We start from the raw sequence: 15,187 nt of genomic DNA, 5'->3' as shown, positions 1-15,187 counted from the left end.
CCCCTGATGCATGTCGCCCAAAAGTGACCTCGATTTTGGAAGAACGGCATGCATAAAACAAAAATCCAAAGCGCGTCCCCGTTGGGGCGCGAGGCGCTCGAGCCGCAGGTGGAAATGCGGCATTGCCGCTTCCGGTTGCGACTTCGGACAGGCGGTTTCTAATGCTCTTTTTGCACCGCGTCAAAGCCAGAAAACCGTTTCGGAAACGTAATTTAGTCTGATTAAAGGCCAGCCGGCGCTTCAATCGATTAGCGGCTGCGTGGCCAAAGCCGGCGCCGTATCGCCGCGGTGCAGCATGCACGCGGTGCGGCATGGTGCCGGCTCAGCGGGTGCAGGTCACTGGCGTCGAACCCGCTTTCATCACAAGGGCCTCACGGCCGTCGATCACAATCGCGTCATGCGCCTGGCCGTATCGGCTGTTCTGGTTGGCGGGCGAGGCTGGCATGTCCTCGACGACGCCATCGGGGCCGAGGACCCGGATCGAGGCGCCGAGGTTCTCGATGGTCATCCTGCCACCATTGGCGCAGACATAGGCCGCCGTTCGCGGCTGCGGCCCTGTCACCTCCGTGGCGGGACCACCCGCCGCGACAGGGGCCAGCGATACCGAAGTGGCGGCGGTGCCGTCGGCTTTCGGGGTATCGTCCAGGGACACGCAGGCGACGGCCAGTAGCAGCGGCCACAGGGCGAGCGTCACCAGAAAGGTCCGGCGTAACGCCATATGCTGTCCTCCCGCGGCAAATAGGCCACCATGGCCCTGCCGGATCACTTCTGTCCGAAGCCGAGCCCGATGGTCCGGCCAAGCATGACCGAATGATGACTGCCGGGTTTTCCCTGGCGTCGGAAATTAACCATGTTTGATAAGACATCGGCTTGCGGCGCGCCACCCTCTTAACAAAGGTTAAGAAATGGTTAATTTCCGATTCGAGGAGCCATGAGTATGTCGCAAGGCGCGTCAGCGTTTAGCGACATGTATCCAAGCAAGGGCGAAAGCGCGTCGTGACGCTTTGGCCTGTCAACACGGAGGACGCCATGCGTTTGAACTCTGTCGGATTGCGCCTTGTGGTGCTCGCGCTGTCGGCATCGGCCGTCGCCTTGGCGGCCCCGGCTCTCGCGGGGACCCGCCATCAGGACCGCGTCTACGCCGATTCGTTCGGTAATCTCGTCATCGACAGCGCCGCTGGTTACAAGCGCATCCTGGTCGGCGAAGGCAGGCTCGCCAAGCAATTGTCGGACTACACCGGTGCCGGCCAGCCCAGGGTGATCTACGAGAACGAATCGGACGAGATCTCCGGCTCCGGCGACTGCTACCGCCCGCCGGTTTTCGTCAAGGGCCGCTCCTATATGTATGGCCTCTCCGACGGCGAGATGCCCGAACTCAGCCCCTGCCGCCGCTAGCAGATAAGGCTGAGAGAGCAGGCATGGGGTCGGTGCCCGATCAGCCGAGGCTGAGCGGCTCCGGTGTGAACACTGTTTCGGGCCGCTCATAGGACAGGCGCACGCTGTCGCGGCCATTCCTCTTGGCCTTGTAGAGCGCTTCGTCGGCACGGCGCATCAGCGGCTCCAGCCCCTCTACGCCACTGCGGGCCGCGACGCCGAAGCTGGCGGTGACCTTCGTGCCGGGAGGAAGACCGTCGACGCTGCCGGCCGAATAAAGTGTGCGCACGGCCTCCGCGAAAAGCCGTGCGGCGCCAAGATCGCTCAATGGTAGCAGCACGGCGAACTCCTCCCCGCCGATACGTCCGGCGACGCCGCGCGCGCCGGCGGCGAACCGAAGCTTGGAGGCGAAATCGGCAATGACGCGGTCGCCCGCCGCATGGCCGTGCAGATCGTTGAGCGCCTTGAAGTGATCGAGGTCGGCCAGCACCAGCGCCACCGGAAATCTTGCCGCCGCGCAACGCTGCAGCAGGACGTCGGCACGCTCCTCGAAACCACGGCGGTTGAGCAGGCCCGACAGCGGATCGGTGTGTGTCTCAGTCCTCAGCGCCTTCATCACGTCGAGGGCGGCCGCGGTGAACAGGCAAAGCGCGATGAGCAAAGACAGCAGCGCATGCGTCAGGAGAGCGGTCGTCCAGTAGGTCGAGACGTAGAACCCGTCATAGCCGGTGAACGGACCGTGAAAAATGACCACGACAAGCGTGCGCACGAAGAAGTTCAGCCCCGACAGCAGCGACAGCATGAACAGGATGTTCTCGATCGGACCGTTGTGCCTCACCGGGCGCAATTCGGCGGCGATCAGGAGACTGAGCCCGCCAAAGGCGAAGTTCATCGACAGGATACGCCAGGTCAGATCCGGCGAGACGAACATGAACCACAGCAGCGCCGAAAGGCCGCTCCCCATAAGGAGGCCCATAGCCGCATAAGGCACCGGCCGGTCATTGCGGGCGACAATGGCGCCCGCCAGGCAGCAGCCGGCAATGGTGAAGCAGATATTCGACGCCAGCTTGGTCAGCATCATGCCGATCGGCAGGGTAAAATACTGCAGCAGGAAGCCACCCGCCGAGAGGCTGTAGCTGAATGCCAGCACTGCCAGATAGGACCGGTGGCGTTGATGGAACCATAGCAGGAAGAAGGCCGCGCCGAGTGCCAGCGCGATCGTCGGATTGAGCAGCGCTATGAACAGGCCGGTGTCCAAAGGACTTTGACTTCCCCTCCCTTACCCCGGGGCACACCCTAGGGGACAAGCCCCAAACAAGCAGTTAAGCGCAAGCGAATATTTCGAAGCTGCAGCCTCTGAAAAGCGTTGCCCGGAACATGCAACCGCAGTCTGCGTTCTGCCCCTGAGCAATCAAGGAGAGCAATTCATGGCCGAAACGATCACGCTGACCGATCACGACGCTATTCGCTCATGGGCCGCCGCGCGGGCCGGATTTCCTGCAATAGTCGACGTGTCGCCTGAACCGGGGACGCAAGCCATGTTGCGGCTCGTCTTTGACCAGCAAGCCTATCAGGACCAGGATCAGGCGGCGGACAGGCCGCCCAATGCGGGCGGCTATGAGCTGGTCGAATGGGACGAGTGGTTCAAGCTGTTCGACGAGCGAAAGATGGCGCTCGTGGTGGCCGAGGATCAACCCGGCCGTCGTGAGAGTTTCCACGAATTGATCCGCCGCGCAGACTGACAGCAGGGCCCGCGACCGCGACGCGGTCTCGGGCCCTGCCGATCACCTATTTCCACTCGCGAATGTCGACGAAGTGACCGGCGATCGCAGCCGCCGCCGCCATCGCCGGCGACACCAGATGGGTGCGGCCCTTGAAGCCCTGCCGCCCCTCGAAATTGCGGTTCGAGGTCGAGGCGCAGCGCTCATGCGGCTTCAGCCGGTCGTCGTTCATGGCCAGGCACATCGAGCAGCCCGGCTCGCGCCAGTCGAAGCCGGCGGCGATGAAGATCTTGTCGAGACCCTCGGCCTCGGCCTGTTCCTTGACCAGGCCGGAACCCGGCACGATCATCGCGTCGACATGCGGGCTGACCGTCTTGCCCTCGACCACCTTGGCGACGGCGCGCAGGTCCTCGATGCGGCCATTCGTGCAGGAGCCGATGAACACCCGGTCGAGCGCGATATCGGTGATCCTGGTTCCGGGCGTCAGCCCCATATAGTCGAGCGCCCGCTGCTTGGACGTGCGCTTGTTCTCGTCGCTGATCTCGTCGGGGTTCGGCACGATGCCCTGCACCGAGACGACATCCTCGGGCGAGGAGCCCCAGGAGACGATCGGCGGCAGCTTGGCGGCGTCGAGCACGATCACCTTGTCGAAATGCGCGCCCTCGTCGGACTGCAGCGTCTTCCAGTATTCCATTGCCGCATCCCAGGCCGCGCCCTTCGGCGCCCGGGGCTTGTCCTTGACATAGGCGAAGGTCGTCTCGTCGGCGGCGATCAGGCCGGCGCGCGCGCCGCCCTCGATCGACATGTTGCAGATCGTCATGCGGCCTTCCATCGACAGCGCGCGGATCGCCTCGCCGGCATATTCGATGACGTAGCCGGTGCCGCCGGCGGTGCCGATCTCGCCGATGATGGCCAGGATGATGTCCTTGGCGGTGACGCCTTCCGGCAACTGGCCGTCGACGCGCACCAGCATGTTCTTGGCCTTGCGCTGGATCAGCGTCTGCGTCGCCAGAACATGCTCGACTTCCGACGTGCCGATGCCATGCGCGAGCGCGCCGAACGCACCATGCGTGGAGGTGTGGCTGTCGCCGCACACGATCGTCATCCCGGGCAGCGTGAAGCCCTGCTCCGGGCCGATGATGTGGACGATGCCCTGGCGGATATCGTTCTCGGAATAATATTCGATGCCGAAATCCCTTGCGTTCGTGGCCAGCGCTTCGACCTGGATCCGGCTTTCCTCGTTCTTGATGCCGAACTTGCGCTCGGGCGAGGTCGAGACATTGTGATCGACCACGGCCAGCGTCTTTTCCGGATGCCGGACCTTGCGGCCGCTCAGGCGCAGGCCTTCGAAGGCCTGCGGGCTGGTCACTTCATGGACCAGATGGCGGTCGATGTAGAGCAGGCAGGTGCCGTCGTCCTGGCGGTCGACGACATGGTCGTCGAAGATCTTGTCGTAGAGGGTGCGCGGTGCGCTCATGTGCGTAAATCCGTCGATATGAGAATGGGAAAGAGCAGAAGCCGGCAATCACGGGCCGGCGAACGACCTGGACAGGTCGGCCTAGCTAAGTCGGCTGGTCAGCGCGCCGCTGACGCGTGCGGAAAAGCGCGACGGCAGGCGTTTCCTGTCCTGCAGCACGAACCCCTTATAGGCCGGATCGCCAAATAGCTCTTCCATGGCGTGGCTCTTATCAATGTTTTGCGTTTTCGGCAATTGCGGTGTGCGGGGTGGGATCTGGCGCGCCTTTCCTCTCCCCCGTCGATCGGGGGAGAGGTGTCGAGCGAAGCTCGACGGAGTGGGGGTCGACCTTGCTTCGAAGCAATGCTTCGTCTGATCAAGCCTGGGTTTGTTTGTTGTACACGTTGTTGCTGTCTTGTGGCAGCGCGTTTGGTCACCGCCTTCCCCCGCTCCGTCGCTGCTTCGCAGCGCCACCTCTCCCCCCTCCGGAGGGAGAGGAAGGGAGCCAGGATAAGGGAAGAGCCGCTCAAGCCACCTCGAACACAAACGTCTTCACCAGCGCATCGGGCTCGGCGATCGCATAGCAGCGGAACCATGGGCTTTGTTCGACGGGCCGCCATCTCCCCGCGGCCTCCAGCTCATCGAACACGGCCTGGAAGCTACCGCTTTCGAACACCTGATCGCGCACTGTGAAGATGGCGTGGCCGCCTCTCCTGGTTATCCGCACCAGCTCGTGCAGGCCCGACGCCGGTGCGTGGCTGATGGTGAACACGCCGGTCGAGAAGAAGGCGCGGAAATGGCCGTCCGGCCATGGCAGCGGGCCGCCCAGCATCGCCTGCTTCAGTTCGCCGTAGGCGTTGCGGCTGCCGGCGATCTTCAGCATGTCCTCCGACAGGTCGAGCCCTGTGACATCGCCATAGCCCAGCGCCTTCAGCGACGGCCCCGACAGGCCGGTGCCGCAGCCGGCGTCGAGCAGCGGCCCATCGCCCGTCGGCACATGGCGCGCCACCCAGGCGGTGATCAGGAACGGCAGGAGATAGCCCAGCGAGGCGGTCTCGCTGTCATAGGTTGCGGCCCAGGCGGCATAGGCCCCTTCAAGTGTTTCAGGCGTCCCGGCGCCATAGACGGATTCCAGTGCCGCATGGGCTTTATCGACAATCATGAGGGCTCCTCGACCAGATATGTCGGGGATCGTACCCATGTCTGCGCCCAAAGACTATTCCCCGTTCTGGCGCCGCAAGCGCCGCTCCAGCGCCCTGAGCGCCAGCGACAGGCCGACGGTCAGGATGAGGTAGATATAGGCCACGATCGAATAGGTCTCGAAGAAGCGGAACGAGCCGGCTGCATAGACCTTGCCCATCTGCGTGATGTCGGCGACGCCGAGCACCGAGACCAGCGAGGAATCCTTGACCAGGGCGACGAAATCATTGCCGAGCGGCGGCAGGATGGTGCGGATCGCCTGCGGGAACACGATCAGCCGGAAACGCTGTGCCCGTGTCAGCCCGAGCGCCTTGGCCGCCTCGATCTGGCCCCTCTCGACCGACTGGATGCCGGCGCGGAACACCTCGGAGATGAACGCCGAATAGCCGATGGTCAGCGCCATGATGGCGCGCCACAGGAGCGACACATCGCGCACCAGCAACTCGCCAAGCAAGCCGGCGCTTTGCAGCGGCGCGGTCAGGACGTTCCAGGCGGCGACGAAGGCCGGCGCGCCGGCAAACGCGATCCAGAACAACAGCACCAGGATCGGCACGCCGCGGATGATCTCGACATAGAACCGCGCGATCTGCCGCGGCCAGCGCGAGCCCGACATCCCCATCAGCGCAATGCCGAGGCCGATGGCCGACGCCAAGGCAAAGGCGATCACCGTGACGAAGATGGTGATGCCTATGCCCTTGGCGACGGTGGCGAAGACCTGGGCATAGAGATTGCTGCTGGCGATGAAGACGGCCGCCGCCAGGGCAAGCAGGACGGCAACCGCAAGCCACCATGGGAACTCTGACTTGGGGGAGGAGGGCGTAGCCATCAGGCGAGCTTGGGGGCGCAAGGCTTGTCGGAGGACGGCACCAGGCCGCCCCCCTCTGCCCTGCCGGGCATCTCCCCCTCAAGGGGGGAGATTGGATATAGTCTCGACTTTCGCCAATCCTCAACGTCGTAAAAGTGGCATCGCCGCTGAAGCCGCTGATCTCCCCCCTTGAGGGGGAGATGTCCGGCAGGACAGAGGGTGGCGACCTGGCTCAGGGTCAGCGCGATCTGCAGCGCAGCATCGTCAGCCTGCACACGCGCCAATGAAGCTACTGCCCCATCTTGTAATCAAGGAACCACTTCTTGTTGAGCGCGTCGAACGTCCCGTCCGCCTTCAGCGCCGCGATCGCCGCGTTGACCGGCTTCACCAGGTCCGAGCCTTTCGGGAAGATGAAGCCGAAATCCTCGGTGCCGAGCGGTCCGCCGATCAGCTTCAGCTTGCCCTCGGACGCATCGACATAGCCCTTGCCGGCGGTGCCGTCGGTCAGCACGACGTCGACGTCACCGGACTTCAGCGCCTGCACCGTGGCGCCGAACGTCTCGAACAGCTTGATGCGCGGGTTCTGCTCATTGCCGTCGAGCACGCTGTAGACGGCGGTGTAGAACGGCGTCGTGCCCGCCTGCGCGCCGATCAGCCCGTCCTTGAAATCGGCGAAGGTCTTGGCGTCGGTGAAACGGCTTTCATCGCCGCGCACCAGCATGAACTGTTCCGAGCGCATGTAGGGGTCGGAGAAATCGACCTTCTCCTTGCGGTCGTCCTTGATGGTGATACCGGTCATGCCGATGTTGTACTGGTTGTCGGAAACCGCCTGGATCATCGCGTCCCAGGAGGTGTTCTGGTACTCGACGCTGAAATTCAGCCGCTTGGCGATCTCGTTCATCGCGTCATATTCCCAGCCGATCTGCTTGCCCGTCTTGGCGTCGATGAACTGCAGCGGCGGATAGGCGTTTTCGGTCACCACCACCACCTTCTTGCCGCCGAGATCGGGCAACGCCTGCGCGAAAGCCGCAAGGGGCGTCAGGACAAGAGCAAGCAGGCCGGCCAGCAGCAGTTTCGATATGGTCATGACACTCCCCGAATTTGAATTGCCCGGACAAAGGCCGGGCTTGCAGGACGATCCGGCGCCGACTTTAGCGTCCGGCGGGCGCCTTGCAAGACGGCCCGCTGCCCTGTCCGGCCTCAAAGTGGATTCGAATGCCGCGGGCAGCATGTTCAGGAGATGTCCGTGTCATCTGGGCCCGATCTCCAATCGGCAACCGATGTGCCGGCATCCGCCGGTCGGTTGTCCGCCGTCGCGTTCCGCAGCCCGGCGACAAGGCGGGTAAGGGTCGCGTGCAGGGTTGTCAATTCACCAGGCTCCAGCGGCACGCCGCAGGCAAGCGCGGCGGACACGGCCTTCACGCGGCCGCGCAGCGCCAGGCCCTTGGCCGTCGGCTCGACCAGCACGCGGCGCTCGTCGGCGGCGTCACGCCTTCGGCTGACGAGGCCGCCTGCTTCCAGGCGTTTGAGCAGCGGCGTCAGCGTCGCCGAATCCAGCCCCAACGCTTCGCCAAGTGCGCCCACCGTGCTCGGCGCGCGCTCCCATAGCGCCAGCATGGCCAGATATTGCGGATAGGTCAGGCCGAGCGGGTCGAGCAACGGCCGGTAGAGCCTCGTCATCAGCCCGCTCGCCGAATAGAGCGCGAAACACAGTTGCTGATCGAGCCGGGGCACGTCAAAAATCCCGGCGGGTTCCGCCGGGACATCCTTGGCTGTTACTTCGACTTTTGCCGTCATGCCGCCTTTACCGAAAGCGCCACCTCGATATTGCCCTTTATGGCATTGGAATAGGGGCAGACCTGGTGCGCCGCCGATACAAGCGCTTCCGCCGCTGCCTGATCAAGGCCTTTCGTTTCCACCGCAAGCGCGACGCCGAGCTTGAAGCCTTCACCATCGGGAAGCAGGCTGACGGTGGAGGTTACCGCGGCATCCTCGAGCGGCAGCTTCTGCTTGCGCGCGACGAAACGGACGGCGCTTTCGAAGCAGGCGGCGTAGCCGATCGCGAAAAGCTGCTCCGGATTGGTGGCGCCACCTGGCCCACCCAGTTCCTTCGGCAGCGCCAGATCGACCTTGAGCAGGCCGTCGCTGGTCTCGCCATGGCCGGCGCGGCCACCGGTGACGTGAGCTTGCGTGGTGTAGTGTGCCATTTCAATATCTCCAATTCTATTGTGCACGATTATTTAGTGCACAAACTAATATGAGGTCAACATGCCGATCCGGTTTTCCGGCCGAAAGCGGTCACGGTATGGTGAAACGAAAAAAGGCGGCCGAAGCCGCCTTGTCAAAACTCATGCGCCGAAAACTTATTCGGCGGTTGTGGCCTCGGCGGCCTTGGCGGCGGCTTCGGCTTCGGCGGCGGCTTCAGCCTCGGCGGCGGCCTTCTTCTCGGCGGCTTCCTGCGCTGCCTTCTCGGCTGCCAGTGCCTGCGCGGCGGCGACCTTCTCGGCCTCGATGCGGGCCTTCTCGGCGTTCAGAGCATCGCGCTCTTCATCGTTGAGCTTGCGGGCGCGCACGCCGGTGTTTTCCGAAATGCGGGCCGACTTGCCGCGACGATCGCGCAAATAATACAGCTTGGCGCGACGCACCTTGCCGCGACGCACGATCTCGACGCCTTCGACCATCGGCGAGTAGACCGGGAACACGCGCTCGACGCCTTCGCCGTAGGAAATCTTGCGAACGGTGAAATTCTCCTGGAAGCCGGCGCCGGCGCGGGCGATGACGACGCCCTCATAGGCCTGGACGCGGGTGCGGGTGCCTTCGGTCACGCGGACCTGGACGCGCACGGTATCGCCGGGCTGGAATTCGGGAAGCTTGCGCTTGGCTTCGATCTTGGCGGCCTGTTCGGCCTCGAGCTGACGGAGAATATCCATCTCAATAGTCCACTTCTTGTTCTTCCGACAGTCAGAGCGCCCGACGCTCGCCTTGCAGTTCCAATGACCGCTCGGTTATGCCCTTGGTCTCCGAGACATTTTGTCTTTCAGACTTAGGGCAGGGGCGACTACACCGTCATTGTTGACGGGTCCGGGAGATTGTTCTTCCGGTTCGGCGGGCACATACAGCTATTTCGAGCCTTTGTCACGCCTTGGCCCTGTCTTTTTTGCTCGCATGCCACCACGCAATTGTCCAGCGCGGGGTTGCGCCGACCCCTCAAGCTTCCTAATCCGGGAGCAGCACACTTGTCTGGCGGCCTCACAATGTCTTTTTTCGACGCAGTCCTGCTCTTCCTCGCGGGCTTCCTGTCAGGCGCCGTCAACGCCGTTGCCGGCGGCGGCACCTTCATCACCTTCGGCGCCATGACGCTGGCCGGCCTGCCGCCGATCGTCGCCAACGCCACCTCCTCGGTGACGCAGTTTCCCGGCTACATCACCTCGACGCTCGCCTACTGGACCGACATCAAGCATTTCTGGCGCGGCGCGCTGCTGCTCGGCCTGATCTCGGCCTTGGGCGCACTGGCCGGCGCGCTCATCCTGCTCGCGCTCTCCAATCCGTCGTTTCGCGCTCTGGTGCCGTGGCTGCTGCTGGCGGCAACGGCGCTCTTTGCCGCCGGGCCATGGCTGAAGCCGGCGCGCAAACCGGAGCACGAGGCCGCGGTCGGCTCGCTCGCCGGCTCGCTGGCGCAGTTTGCCACCGCCATCTATGGCGGCTTCTTCGGCGCCGGCATGGGCGTCATGATGCTGGCGACGCTTGGGCTCACCCAGGCCGGCGACTATCACCGCCTCAATGCGCTGAAGAACATGCTGGCCGTGGTCATCGCCGCCGTTGCCATCCTGGTCTTCGTCTCCGGCGGCGTCGTCGCCTGGCCGCAGGCGATCGTCATGATCCCCGGCGGCGCGCTCGGCGGCTATGCCGGCGTCTGGATCGCCAAGCGCGTGCCGCAGAACGCGGTCCGGGGCTTCGTCATCGCCGTCGGCCTGTTTCTGGCGTTTTACTATTTCGCCAAGGGTTGAGTGACCAGCAAATCGGGCCGCCGCTCCTTCGTCAGCGTCTCAGACTGCTCCCGTCGCCAGGCCGCGATCTTCTTGTGATTGCCGGAGATCAGCACCTCGGGAATCTCGCGGCCCTCGAACTCCTGCGGCCGCGTATAATGCGGATGTTCGAGCAGGCCGTTCTCAAAGCTCTCTTCCTCGCCGGACACCGCATTGCCCATCACGCCGGGCAACAGCCGCACCACGGCGTCGAGCAGGACGAGCGCCGCCGGCTCGCCGCCCGACAGGATGAAGTCGCCGATCGACACTTCCTCCAACGCCCGTGCGTCGATCACCCGCTGGTCGACACCCTCGAACCGGCCGCACAGGATGACGGCGCCCGGCCCGGCGGCCAGTTCGCGCACACGCGCCTGCGTCAACGGCCTGCCGCGCGGGCTCATCAGCAGGCGCGGACGCGCGTCGCCCGGCGGCGAGGCATGGTCGATGGCCCTGGCCAGAACATCGGCGCGCATCACCATGCCGGCGCCGCCGCCGGCCGGCGTATCGTCCACGGTGCGGTGCTTGTCGGTGGCGAAGTCGCGGATCTGGATCGCGTCCAGCGCCCATGTGCCGGCCTCGAGTGCGCGGCCCGCCAGCGACAGGCCGAGCGCGCCGGGAAACATCTCGGGATAGAGCGTCAGCACCGAGGCCTTGAACGTCACCGGTTGCCCCCGGCATCGCGCGGTCCGCGCGGCCTGCCCTTCGGGTCGAAATCCTCGTCGCGCGGGGCGTCACCCTCCTCATCCTCGACAAGTCCGGCCGCCACCGGATCGACGCGGACAAAGCCGTCGGCGATCGACACCTGCGGCACGGCGGCCTGCGTGAACGGGATCAACACGCCCTTGCGGCCGCCAAGCGTCACGTCGAGTATGTCGCCGCCGCCGAAATTATGTACGGCGACCACCTTGCCGAGCACGGCGCCGGTGTCGTCCCGGACCTCCAGGCCGACCAGGTCGGCATGGTAGAATTCGTCCTCCTCCGCATCGTCGGGCAACACCGAGCGGTCGACGAACAGCTCGGTGCCGGCGAGCGCCTCGGCGGCGTTGCGGTCGCTGATGCCCTTGAACCGCACCACGACGACGGTGTTGGCGGGCCTTATGTCGACGATCTGGAAGGCGCGGCCATCCCGGGCGTAGAGGGGGCCGTAGTCGGCAAGCGCCATCGGCTCGCCGGTGAAGGTCTTCACCCTGAGTTCGCCCTTGATGCCATGGGCAGCGCCGATCACGGCCATCTGGACGGGGTTCTGGAGCTTGCTCATGGCGAAATATCCTTTGGTCTGCTCTAACCCCAGCCCAGCGTCATTTCAATGATCGCCACCGCCATTTCAGATGATCGCTTTCTTCACCGCTTCCTAACCCCGATGTCCGAAAATGCCGCCATGCAGGAATTCCTCATCCCGGCAAAGCCAGATCTCCAGGCGGCGCGTGAAAGCTGGCTGAAGATGCTGGCGCGCGAGCGGCGGCTGTCACCCGCGACCGTGGAGGCCTATGAGCGCGATACCCGCCAGTTCCTGCATTTCCTCACCGGCCATTGCGGCGGCTCGCCGGGCATCTCGGACATCGCAAACCTCCGGCCGGCCGATCTGCGCGGCTTCCTCGCCGCCCGCCGCAATGGCGGCGCCGGGGCCCGCACGCTTGGCCGGGGCCTTGCCGGCATCCGCTCGCTGCTGCGCTTCCTCGAGCGGCGCGGCCTCGCCAATGCCGCCGGCGCCGCCGCGCTGCGGGCGCCGCGCCAGCCCAAATCGCTGCCCAAGCCGCTGACGGCAAGCGACGCCAGGCACGTCGTTTCCATCGAAGGCCAGCTGGCGGAGGAGCCCTGGATCGCCGCCCGCAATGCTGCGGTGCTGACATTGCTCTACGGTTCGGGCCTGCGCATTTCCGAAGCGCTTGGCCTTGCCGGCGCCGATCTGGCGTCGGAAACCGACAACGTGCTGCGCGTCACCGGCAAGGGCGGCAAGACGCGGCTGGTGCCGGTGCTTCCGGTTGCGCTGCGCGCGATCGCCGAATACCGCCGGCTTTGCCCGTATCATCTCGACCCCAAGGGCCTGTTGTTTCGCGGCGCGCGCGGCGGCCCGCTCAACCCCGCCATCATCCAGCGCGACATGGCCAAGCTGCGCTCGGCGCTCAACCTGCCCGCCACCGCGACGCCGCACGCGCTGCGCCATTCCTTTGCCACGCATCTGCTTGGCCGCGGCGGCGACCTGCGCACCATCCAGGAACTGCTCGGCCACGCTAGCCTGTCGACGACGCAGATCTACACTGGCGTCGACACGGCAAGGCTGCTGGAGATCTACGAGTCTGCACATCCGAGGGCGTAACTGCTGGCAGAGTGCCACGCACTGGATTGGGCAGGCCCTCGCTGATCGCAGCGGCATGGTCAGGACAATTTCCCCACATCGATTAACCGTTTTGCCGCCTTTTGCGCTTACCAAGGTGCCATGAAACGCGTCATTGCCATCGCCGACCGCGCAGCTTCCGTCTCGCTGAAGCTTCTTGTCGCGCTCAATGTCCTGTTTTTCCTGTCCTTCCTCGCCATGCTGTTGGTAGCGACAGGCCGGGCGCATGCCGAAATCCCCGCCTGCACCGGCACAGACATGCTGTCGGCCCTGCGCGACAGCGATCCGGCCGCCTACCGCAAGATCGAGGCGGAAGCCGCCGCCACGCCGAACGGCAAGGGCCTGTTGTGGAAGTTGGAGAAGCCGGGCGAGGCGCCATCCTACCTGTTCGGCACCATGCATATGAGCGACCCGCGCGTCACCACGCTGCCGGCGGCCGCCCGCAAGGCCTACGACGCCGCCGGCACGATCGTCATCGAAACCACCGAGGTGCTCGACCAGCAGAAGATGATGGCGGCCTTGTTCAAGGAACCGGACCTGATGATGTTCACCGACGGCACCACGCTGTCGTCGCTGCTGTCTCCTGGTGACGCGGCGATGGTGAACAAGGCGCTCGACTCGCGCGGCATCCCGCCGGCCACGGTTGCGAAGATGAAGCCGTGGATGCTGTCGGCGATGATTGCGCTCCCGGCCTGCGAGCTTGCCCGCAAGGCTAGCGGCGCGCCGGTGCTCGACGTCAAGCTCGCCGAGGACGCCAAGGCTTCCGGCAAATTGGTCGAAGGGCTGGAGACCGTTGCCGACCAGCTCCGCGCCATGGCCTCGCTGCCGCTGGCCTTCCACATGAAGGGCCTCGTCGACACGCTGAAACTGGGCGACAAGGTCAACGACATCAACGAGACCATGATCATCCTCTACCAGCGTGGTGATATCGGCATGTTCTGGCCGCTGTTTCGTGCGGCGACGCCTGAAGACCAGGAAGACCCCGCCGGCTACGCGGCATTCGAAGAGGCCATGATCACCAGCCGCAACAAGGTGATGGTCGACCATGCCAGGCCGATTCTCGCCAGGGGCAATGCCTTCATGGCCGTCGGCGCGCTTCACCTTCCCGGCGCCGATGGGCTGGTCGAGGATTTCCGCAAAGCCGGGTATACTGTCACCGCCATCAACTGAGTCGCATGGTGGTGGAGGCCGGCGCCGTGTTTTCGGCGTTTTCCTCCGCCAACGTGAAACCCATTCGACAATAGCGCGTTGATGGCTGTTGATTGATGTTTTTCATCCACGGAGGACACTTTTATGGCGAACGCACCGAATCCAAACGACCCGTTCAATCCTGTCCCGCCGACCGGGACCGAGCCACGCGTCGATCGCACCACGGTTGTCCAGTCGAGAGGCGGCGGCAGTGGCTGGCTGATTGCACTGGTCGTCGTCATTCTGGCGATTGTCGCATATTACGTTTTTGGAAGAAGCGGCGAGCCTCCCGCACCGGCCGAGCCGCCGGCAGCCAGCACGCCGGCCCCGGCACCAGCCGCGCCTGCTCCGGCCGACGCGATGAAGCCGGCCGAGCCTGCTCCTGCGGCACCCGCGCCCGCCGAACCGGCACCGGCCCCCGCACCAGCCGAGCCCGCTCCGGCGGCACCGGCAGCGCCGGCCCCAGCCGCGCCGGCCAACTGACCGGCTTGACATGAATAGGAACGGCCCGCTGAAAAGCGGGCCGTTTTGTTTTGGGCTGGTGCAACGTCGCTTCGCTCTGCTTCGCCCTTGGAACGCGAAGGTCGAGAACGTGCCTAAATATGGATCGCTTTGAAGAAGGTGGCCAGCGCCGCTTCCTTGACTGCTTCCGACATCGTCGGATGTGCGTGCGTGGTGCGGGCCAGGTCTTCGGATGAGCCGCCGAACTCCATCAGCACCGCCGCCTCGTGGATCATCTCGCCGGCGCCGTGGCCGACGATGTGGACACCCAGCACCCGGTCGCTCGCTCTGTCGGCCAGGATCTTCACAAACCCGTCGGTGTGCAGCATGGCGCGCGCCCGGCCATTGGCGCTGAACGGAAATTTTCCCGCCTTGTAGTCGATGCCCGCCGCCTTGAGTTCTTCCTCCGTCTTGCCGATCGAGGCGATTTCCGGGCTGGTGTAGACGACACTCGGGATGACGCCGTAATTCACATGGCCGGCCTGGCCGGCAATGGTCTCCGCCACCGCCACGCCTTCGTCCTCGGCCTTGTGCGCCAGCATCGGACCGGCGACGACGTCGCCGATGGCGTAGATGCCATCA

The 15,187-nt window shown here is 64.8% G+C and carries 17 protein-coding genes and 1 pseudogene; 6 read left to right on the top strand and 12 right to left on the bottom strand.

What is annotated here, in order from left to right; translation table 11 throughout:
- Positions 1-322: 322 nt before the first annotated feature.
- Positions 323-718 (bottom strand): hypothetical protein, encoded by a 396-nt coding sequence (locus WC739_RS19585; RefSeq protein ID WP_372954679.1) that lies wholly within the window; start codon positions 716-718, stop codon positions 323-325.
- A gap of 311 nt (positions 719-1,029) precedes the next feature.
- On the opposite strand from WC739_RS19585, the gene WC739_RS19580 reads away from it, so the two are divergent.
- Positions 1,030-1,395, top strand: coding sequence for a hypothetical protein (locus WC739_RS19580; protein WP_372954678.1), 366 nt, complete (start codon positions 1,030-1,032; stop codon positions 1,393-1,395).
- A gap of 40 nt (positions 1,396-1,435) precedes the next feature.
- Here the strand turns inward: WC739_RS19580 and WC739_RS19575 are convergent, their stop codons facing one another.
- The gene (locus WC739_RS19575; RefSeq protein WP_372954677.1) at positions 1,436-2,632 is read right to left on the bottom strand and encodes a diguanylate cyclase; all 1,197 of its coding nucleotides are present in this window, start codon (positions 2,630-2,632) and stop codon (positions 1,436-1,438) included.
- 169 nt (positions 2,633-2,801) lie between these two features.
- On the opposite strand from WC739_RS19575, the gene WC739_RS19570 reads away from it, so the two are divergent.
- On the top strand, positions 2,802-3,116 hold the full coding sequence (locus WC739_RS19570) for a hypothetical protein (RefSeq protein WP_372954676.1): 315 nt from the start codon (positions 2,802-2,804) through the stop codon (positions 3,114-3,116).
- A 46-nt stretch (positions 3,117-3,162) separates the two neighbouring features.
- Here WC739_RS19570 and leuC read toward each other — a convergent pair whose 3' ends face one another.
- The 7 genes from leuC to rplS all read right to left on the bottom strand — a co-directional run bounded on the left by leuC (position 3,163) and on the right by rplS (position 9,486).
- Positions 3,163-4,572: a 3-isopropylmalate dehydratase large subunit gene (gene leuC / locus WC739_RS19565; protein WP_372954675.1), complete on the bottom strand. Its 1,410-nt coding sequence runs from the start codon at positions 4,570-4,572 to the stop codon at positions 3,163-3,165.
- Between the two features lie 505 nt (positions 4,573-5,077).
- Entirely contained in the window at positions 5,078-5,713 is a 636-nt protein-coding gene (locus WC739_RS19560) for a class I SAM-dependent methyltransferase (RefSeq protein WP_372954674.1), read from the bottom strand.
- 54 nt (positions 5,714-5,767) lie between these two features.
- The gene (locus WC739_RS19555; RefSeq protein ID WP_372954673.1) at positions 5,768-6,577 is read right to left on the bottom strand and encodes an amino acid ABC transporter permease; all 810 of its coding nucleotides are present in this window, start codon (positions 6,575-6,577) and stop codon (positions 5,768-5,770) included.
- Between the two features lie 268 nt (positions 6,578-6,845).
- Complete coding sequence (locus WC739_RS19550) at positions 6,846-7,643, bottom strand: basic amino acid ABC transporter substrate-binding protein (protein ID WP_372954672.1); 798 nt, start codon at positions 7,641-7,643, stop codon at positions 6,846-6,848.
- Positions 7,644-7,789: 146 nt separating this feature from the next.
- Entirely contained in the window at positions 7,790-8,353 is a 564-nt protein-coding gene (locus WC739_RS19545; RefSeq protein ID WP_372954671.1) for a MarR family winged helix-turn-helix transcriptional regulator, read from the bottom strand.
- On the bottom strand, positions 8,350-8,763 hold the full coding sequence (locus WC739_RS19540) for an organic hydroperoxide resistance protein (protein ID WP_372954670.1): 414 nt from the start codon (positions 8,761-8,763) through the stop codon (positions 8,350-8,352). The genes WC739_RS19545 and WC739_RS19540 overlap by 4 nt, the downstream gene beginning before the upstream one ends.
- A 156-nt stretch (positions 8,764-8,919) precedes the next feature.
- Entirely contained in the window at positions 8,920-9,486 is a 567-nt protein-coding gene (rplS, locus tag WC739_RS19535; protein WP_372954669.1) for a 50S ribosomal protein L19, read from the bottom strand.
- A gap of 324 nt (positions 9,487-9,810) precedes the next feature.
- Between rplS and WC739_RS19530 the strand changes: the two genes are divergently transcribed.
- Entirely contained in the window at positions 9,811-10,563 is a 753-nt protein-coding gene (locus WC739_RS19530; protein WP_372954668.1) for a sulfite exporter TauE/SafE family protein, read from the top strand.
- Here WC739_RS19530 and trmD read toward each other — a convergent pair.
- Positions 10,545-11,243: a tRNA (guanosine(37)-N1)-methyltransferase TrmD gene (trmD, locus tag WC739_RS19525; protein WP_372954667.1), complete on the bottom strand. Its 699-nt coding sequence runs from the start codon at positions 11,241-11,243 to the stop codon at positions 10,545-10,547. The genes WC739_RS19530 and trmD overlap by 19 nt on opposite strands.
- Positions 11,240-11,839: a ribosome maturation factor RimM gene (rimM, locus tag WC739_RS19520; RefSeq protein WP_372954666.1), complete on the bottom strand. Its 600-nt coding sequence runs from the start codon at positions 11,837-11,839 to the stop codon at positions 11,240-11,242. The genes trmD and rimM overlap by 4 nt, the downstream gene beginning before the upstream one ends.
- A gap of 120 nt (positions 11,840-11,959) precedes the next feature.
- Here rimM and WC739_RS19515 point away from each other — a divergent pair, with 120 nt between their 5' ends.
- From WC739_RS19515 to WC739_RS19505, 3 genes are all read left to right on the top strand, one after another.
- On the top strand, positions 11,960-12,898 hold the full coding sequence (locus WC739_RS19515) for a tyrosine recombinase XerC (protein WP_372954665.1): 939 nt from the start codon (positions 11,960-11,962) through the stop codon (positions 12,896-12,898).
- Positions 12,899-13,018: 120 nt separating this feature from the next.
- Positions 13,019-14,086, top strand: a complete 1,068-nt coding sequence (locus tag WC739_RS19510) for a TraB/GumN family protein (protein ID WP_372954664.1) — start codon at positions 13,019-13,021, stop codon at positions 14,084-14,086.
- Positions 14,087-14,209: 123 nt separating this feature from the next.
- A complete protein-coding gene (locus WC739_RS19505) occupies positions 14,210-14,587 on the top strand; it encodes a hypothetical protein (protein ID WP_372954663.1) in 378 nt (125 codons plus the stop codon).
- A 113-nt stretch (positions 14,588-14,700) separates the two neighbouring features.
- Here WC739_RS19505 and WC739_RS19500 read toward each other — a convergent pair.
- Positions 14,701-15,187: pseudogene (locus tag WC739_RS19500) on the bottom strand (dihydrolipoyl dehydrogenase); the annotation flags it as partial.

This window comes from Mesorhizobium sp., from assembly GCF_041661565.1.
In the GTDB taxonomy this organism is placed as follows: domain Bacteria; phylum Pseudomonadota; class Alphaproteobacteria; order Rhizobiales; family Rhizobiaceae; genus Mesorhizobium.
The sequence above is the reverse complement of the archived record's forward strand: the minus strand, read 5'-3'. Positions and strand labels throughout refer to the sequence as shown.

Coding starts and splice junctions, on each gene's coding strand:
- WC739_RS19585 (WP_372954679.1), bottom strand. CDS start 718: ATGGCGTTACGCCGGACCTTTCTGGTGACGCTCGCCCTGTGGCCGCTG.
- WC739_RS19580 (WP_372954678.1), top strand. CDS start 1,030: ATGCGTTTGAACTCTGTCGGATTGCGCCTTGTGGTGCTCGCGCTGTCG.
- WC739_RS19570 (WP_372954676.1), top strand. CDS start 2,802: ATGGCCGAAACGATCACGCTGACCGATCACGACGCTATTCGCTCATGG.
- leuC (WP_372954675.1), bottom strand. CDS start 4,572: ATGAGCGCACCGCGCACCCTCTACGACAAGATCTTCGACGACCATGTC.
- WC739_RS19560 (WP_372954674.1), bottom strand. CDS start 5,713: ATGATTGTCGATAAAGCCCATGCGGCACTGGAATCCGTCTATGGCGCC.
- WC739_RS19555 (WP_372954673.1), bottom strand. CDS start 6,577: ATGGCTACGCCCTCCTCCCCCAAGTCAGAGTTCCCATGGTGGCTTGCG.
- WC739_RS19550 (WP_372954672.1), bottom strand. CDS start 7,643: ATGACCATATCGAAACTGCTGCTGGCCGGCCTGCTTGCTCTTGTCCTG.
- WC739_RS19545 (WP_372954671.1), bottom strand. CDS start 8,353: ATGACGGCAAAAGTCGAAGTAACAGCCAAGGATGTCCCGGCGGAACCC.
- WC739_RS19540 (WP_372954670.1), bottom strand. CDS start 8,763: ATGGCACACTACACCACGCAAGCTCACGTCACCGGTGGCCGCGCCGGC.
- rplS (WP_372954669.1), bottom strand. CDS start 9,486: ATGGATATTCTCCGTCAGCTCGAGGCCGAACAGGCCGCCAAGATCGAA.
- WC739_RS19530 (WP_372954668.1), top strand. CDS start 9,811: ATGTCTTTTTTCGACGCAGTCCTGCTCTTCCTCGCGGGCTTCCTGTCA.
- rimM (WP_372954666.1), bottom strand. CDS start 11,839: ATGAGCAAGCTCCAGAACCCCGTCCAGATGGCCGTGATCGGCGCTGCC.
- WC739_RS19515 (WP_372954665.1), top strand. CDS start 11,960: ATGCAGGAATTCCTCATCCCGGCAAAGCCAGATCTCCAGGCGGCGCGT.
- WC739_RS19510 (WP_372954664.1), top strand. CDS start 13,019: ATGAAACGCGTCATTGCCATCGCCGACCGCGCAGCTTCCGTCTCGCTG.
- WC739_RS19505 (WP_372954663.1), top strand. CDS start 14,210: ATGGCGAACGCACCGAATCCAAACGACCCGTTCAATCCTGTCCCGCCG.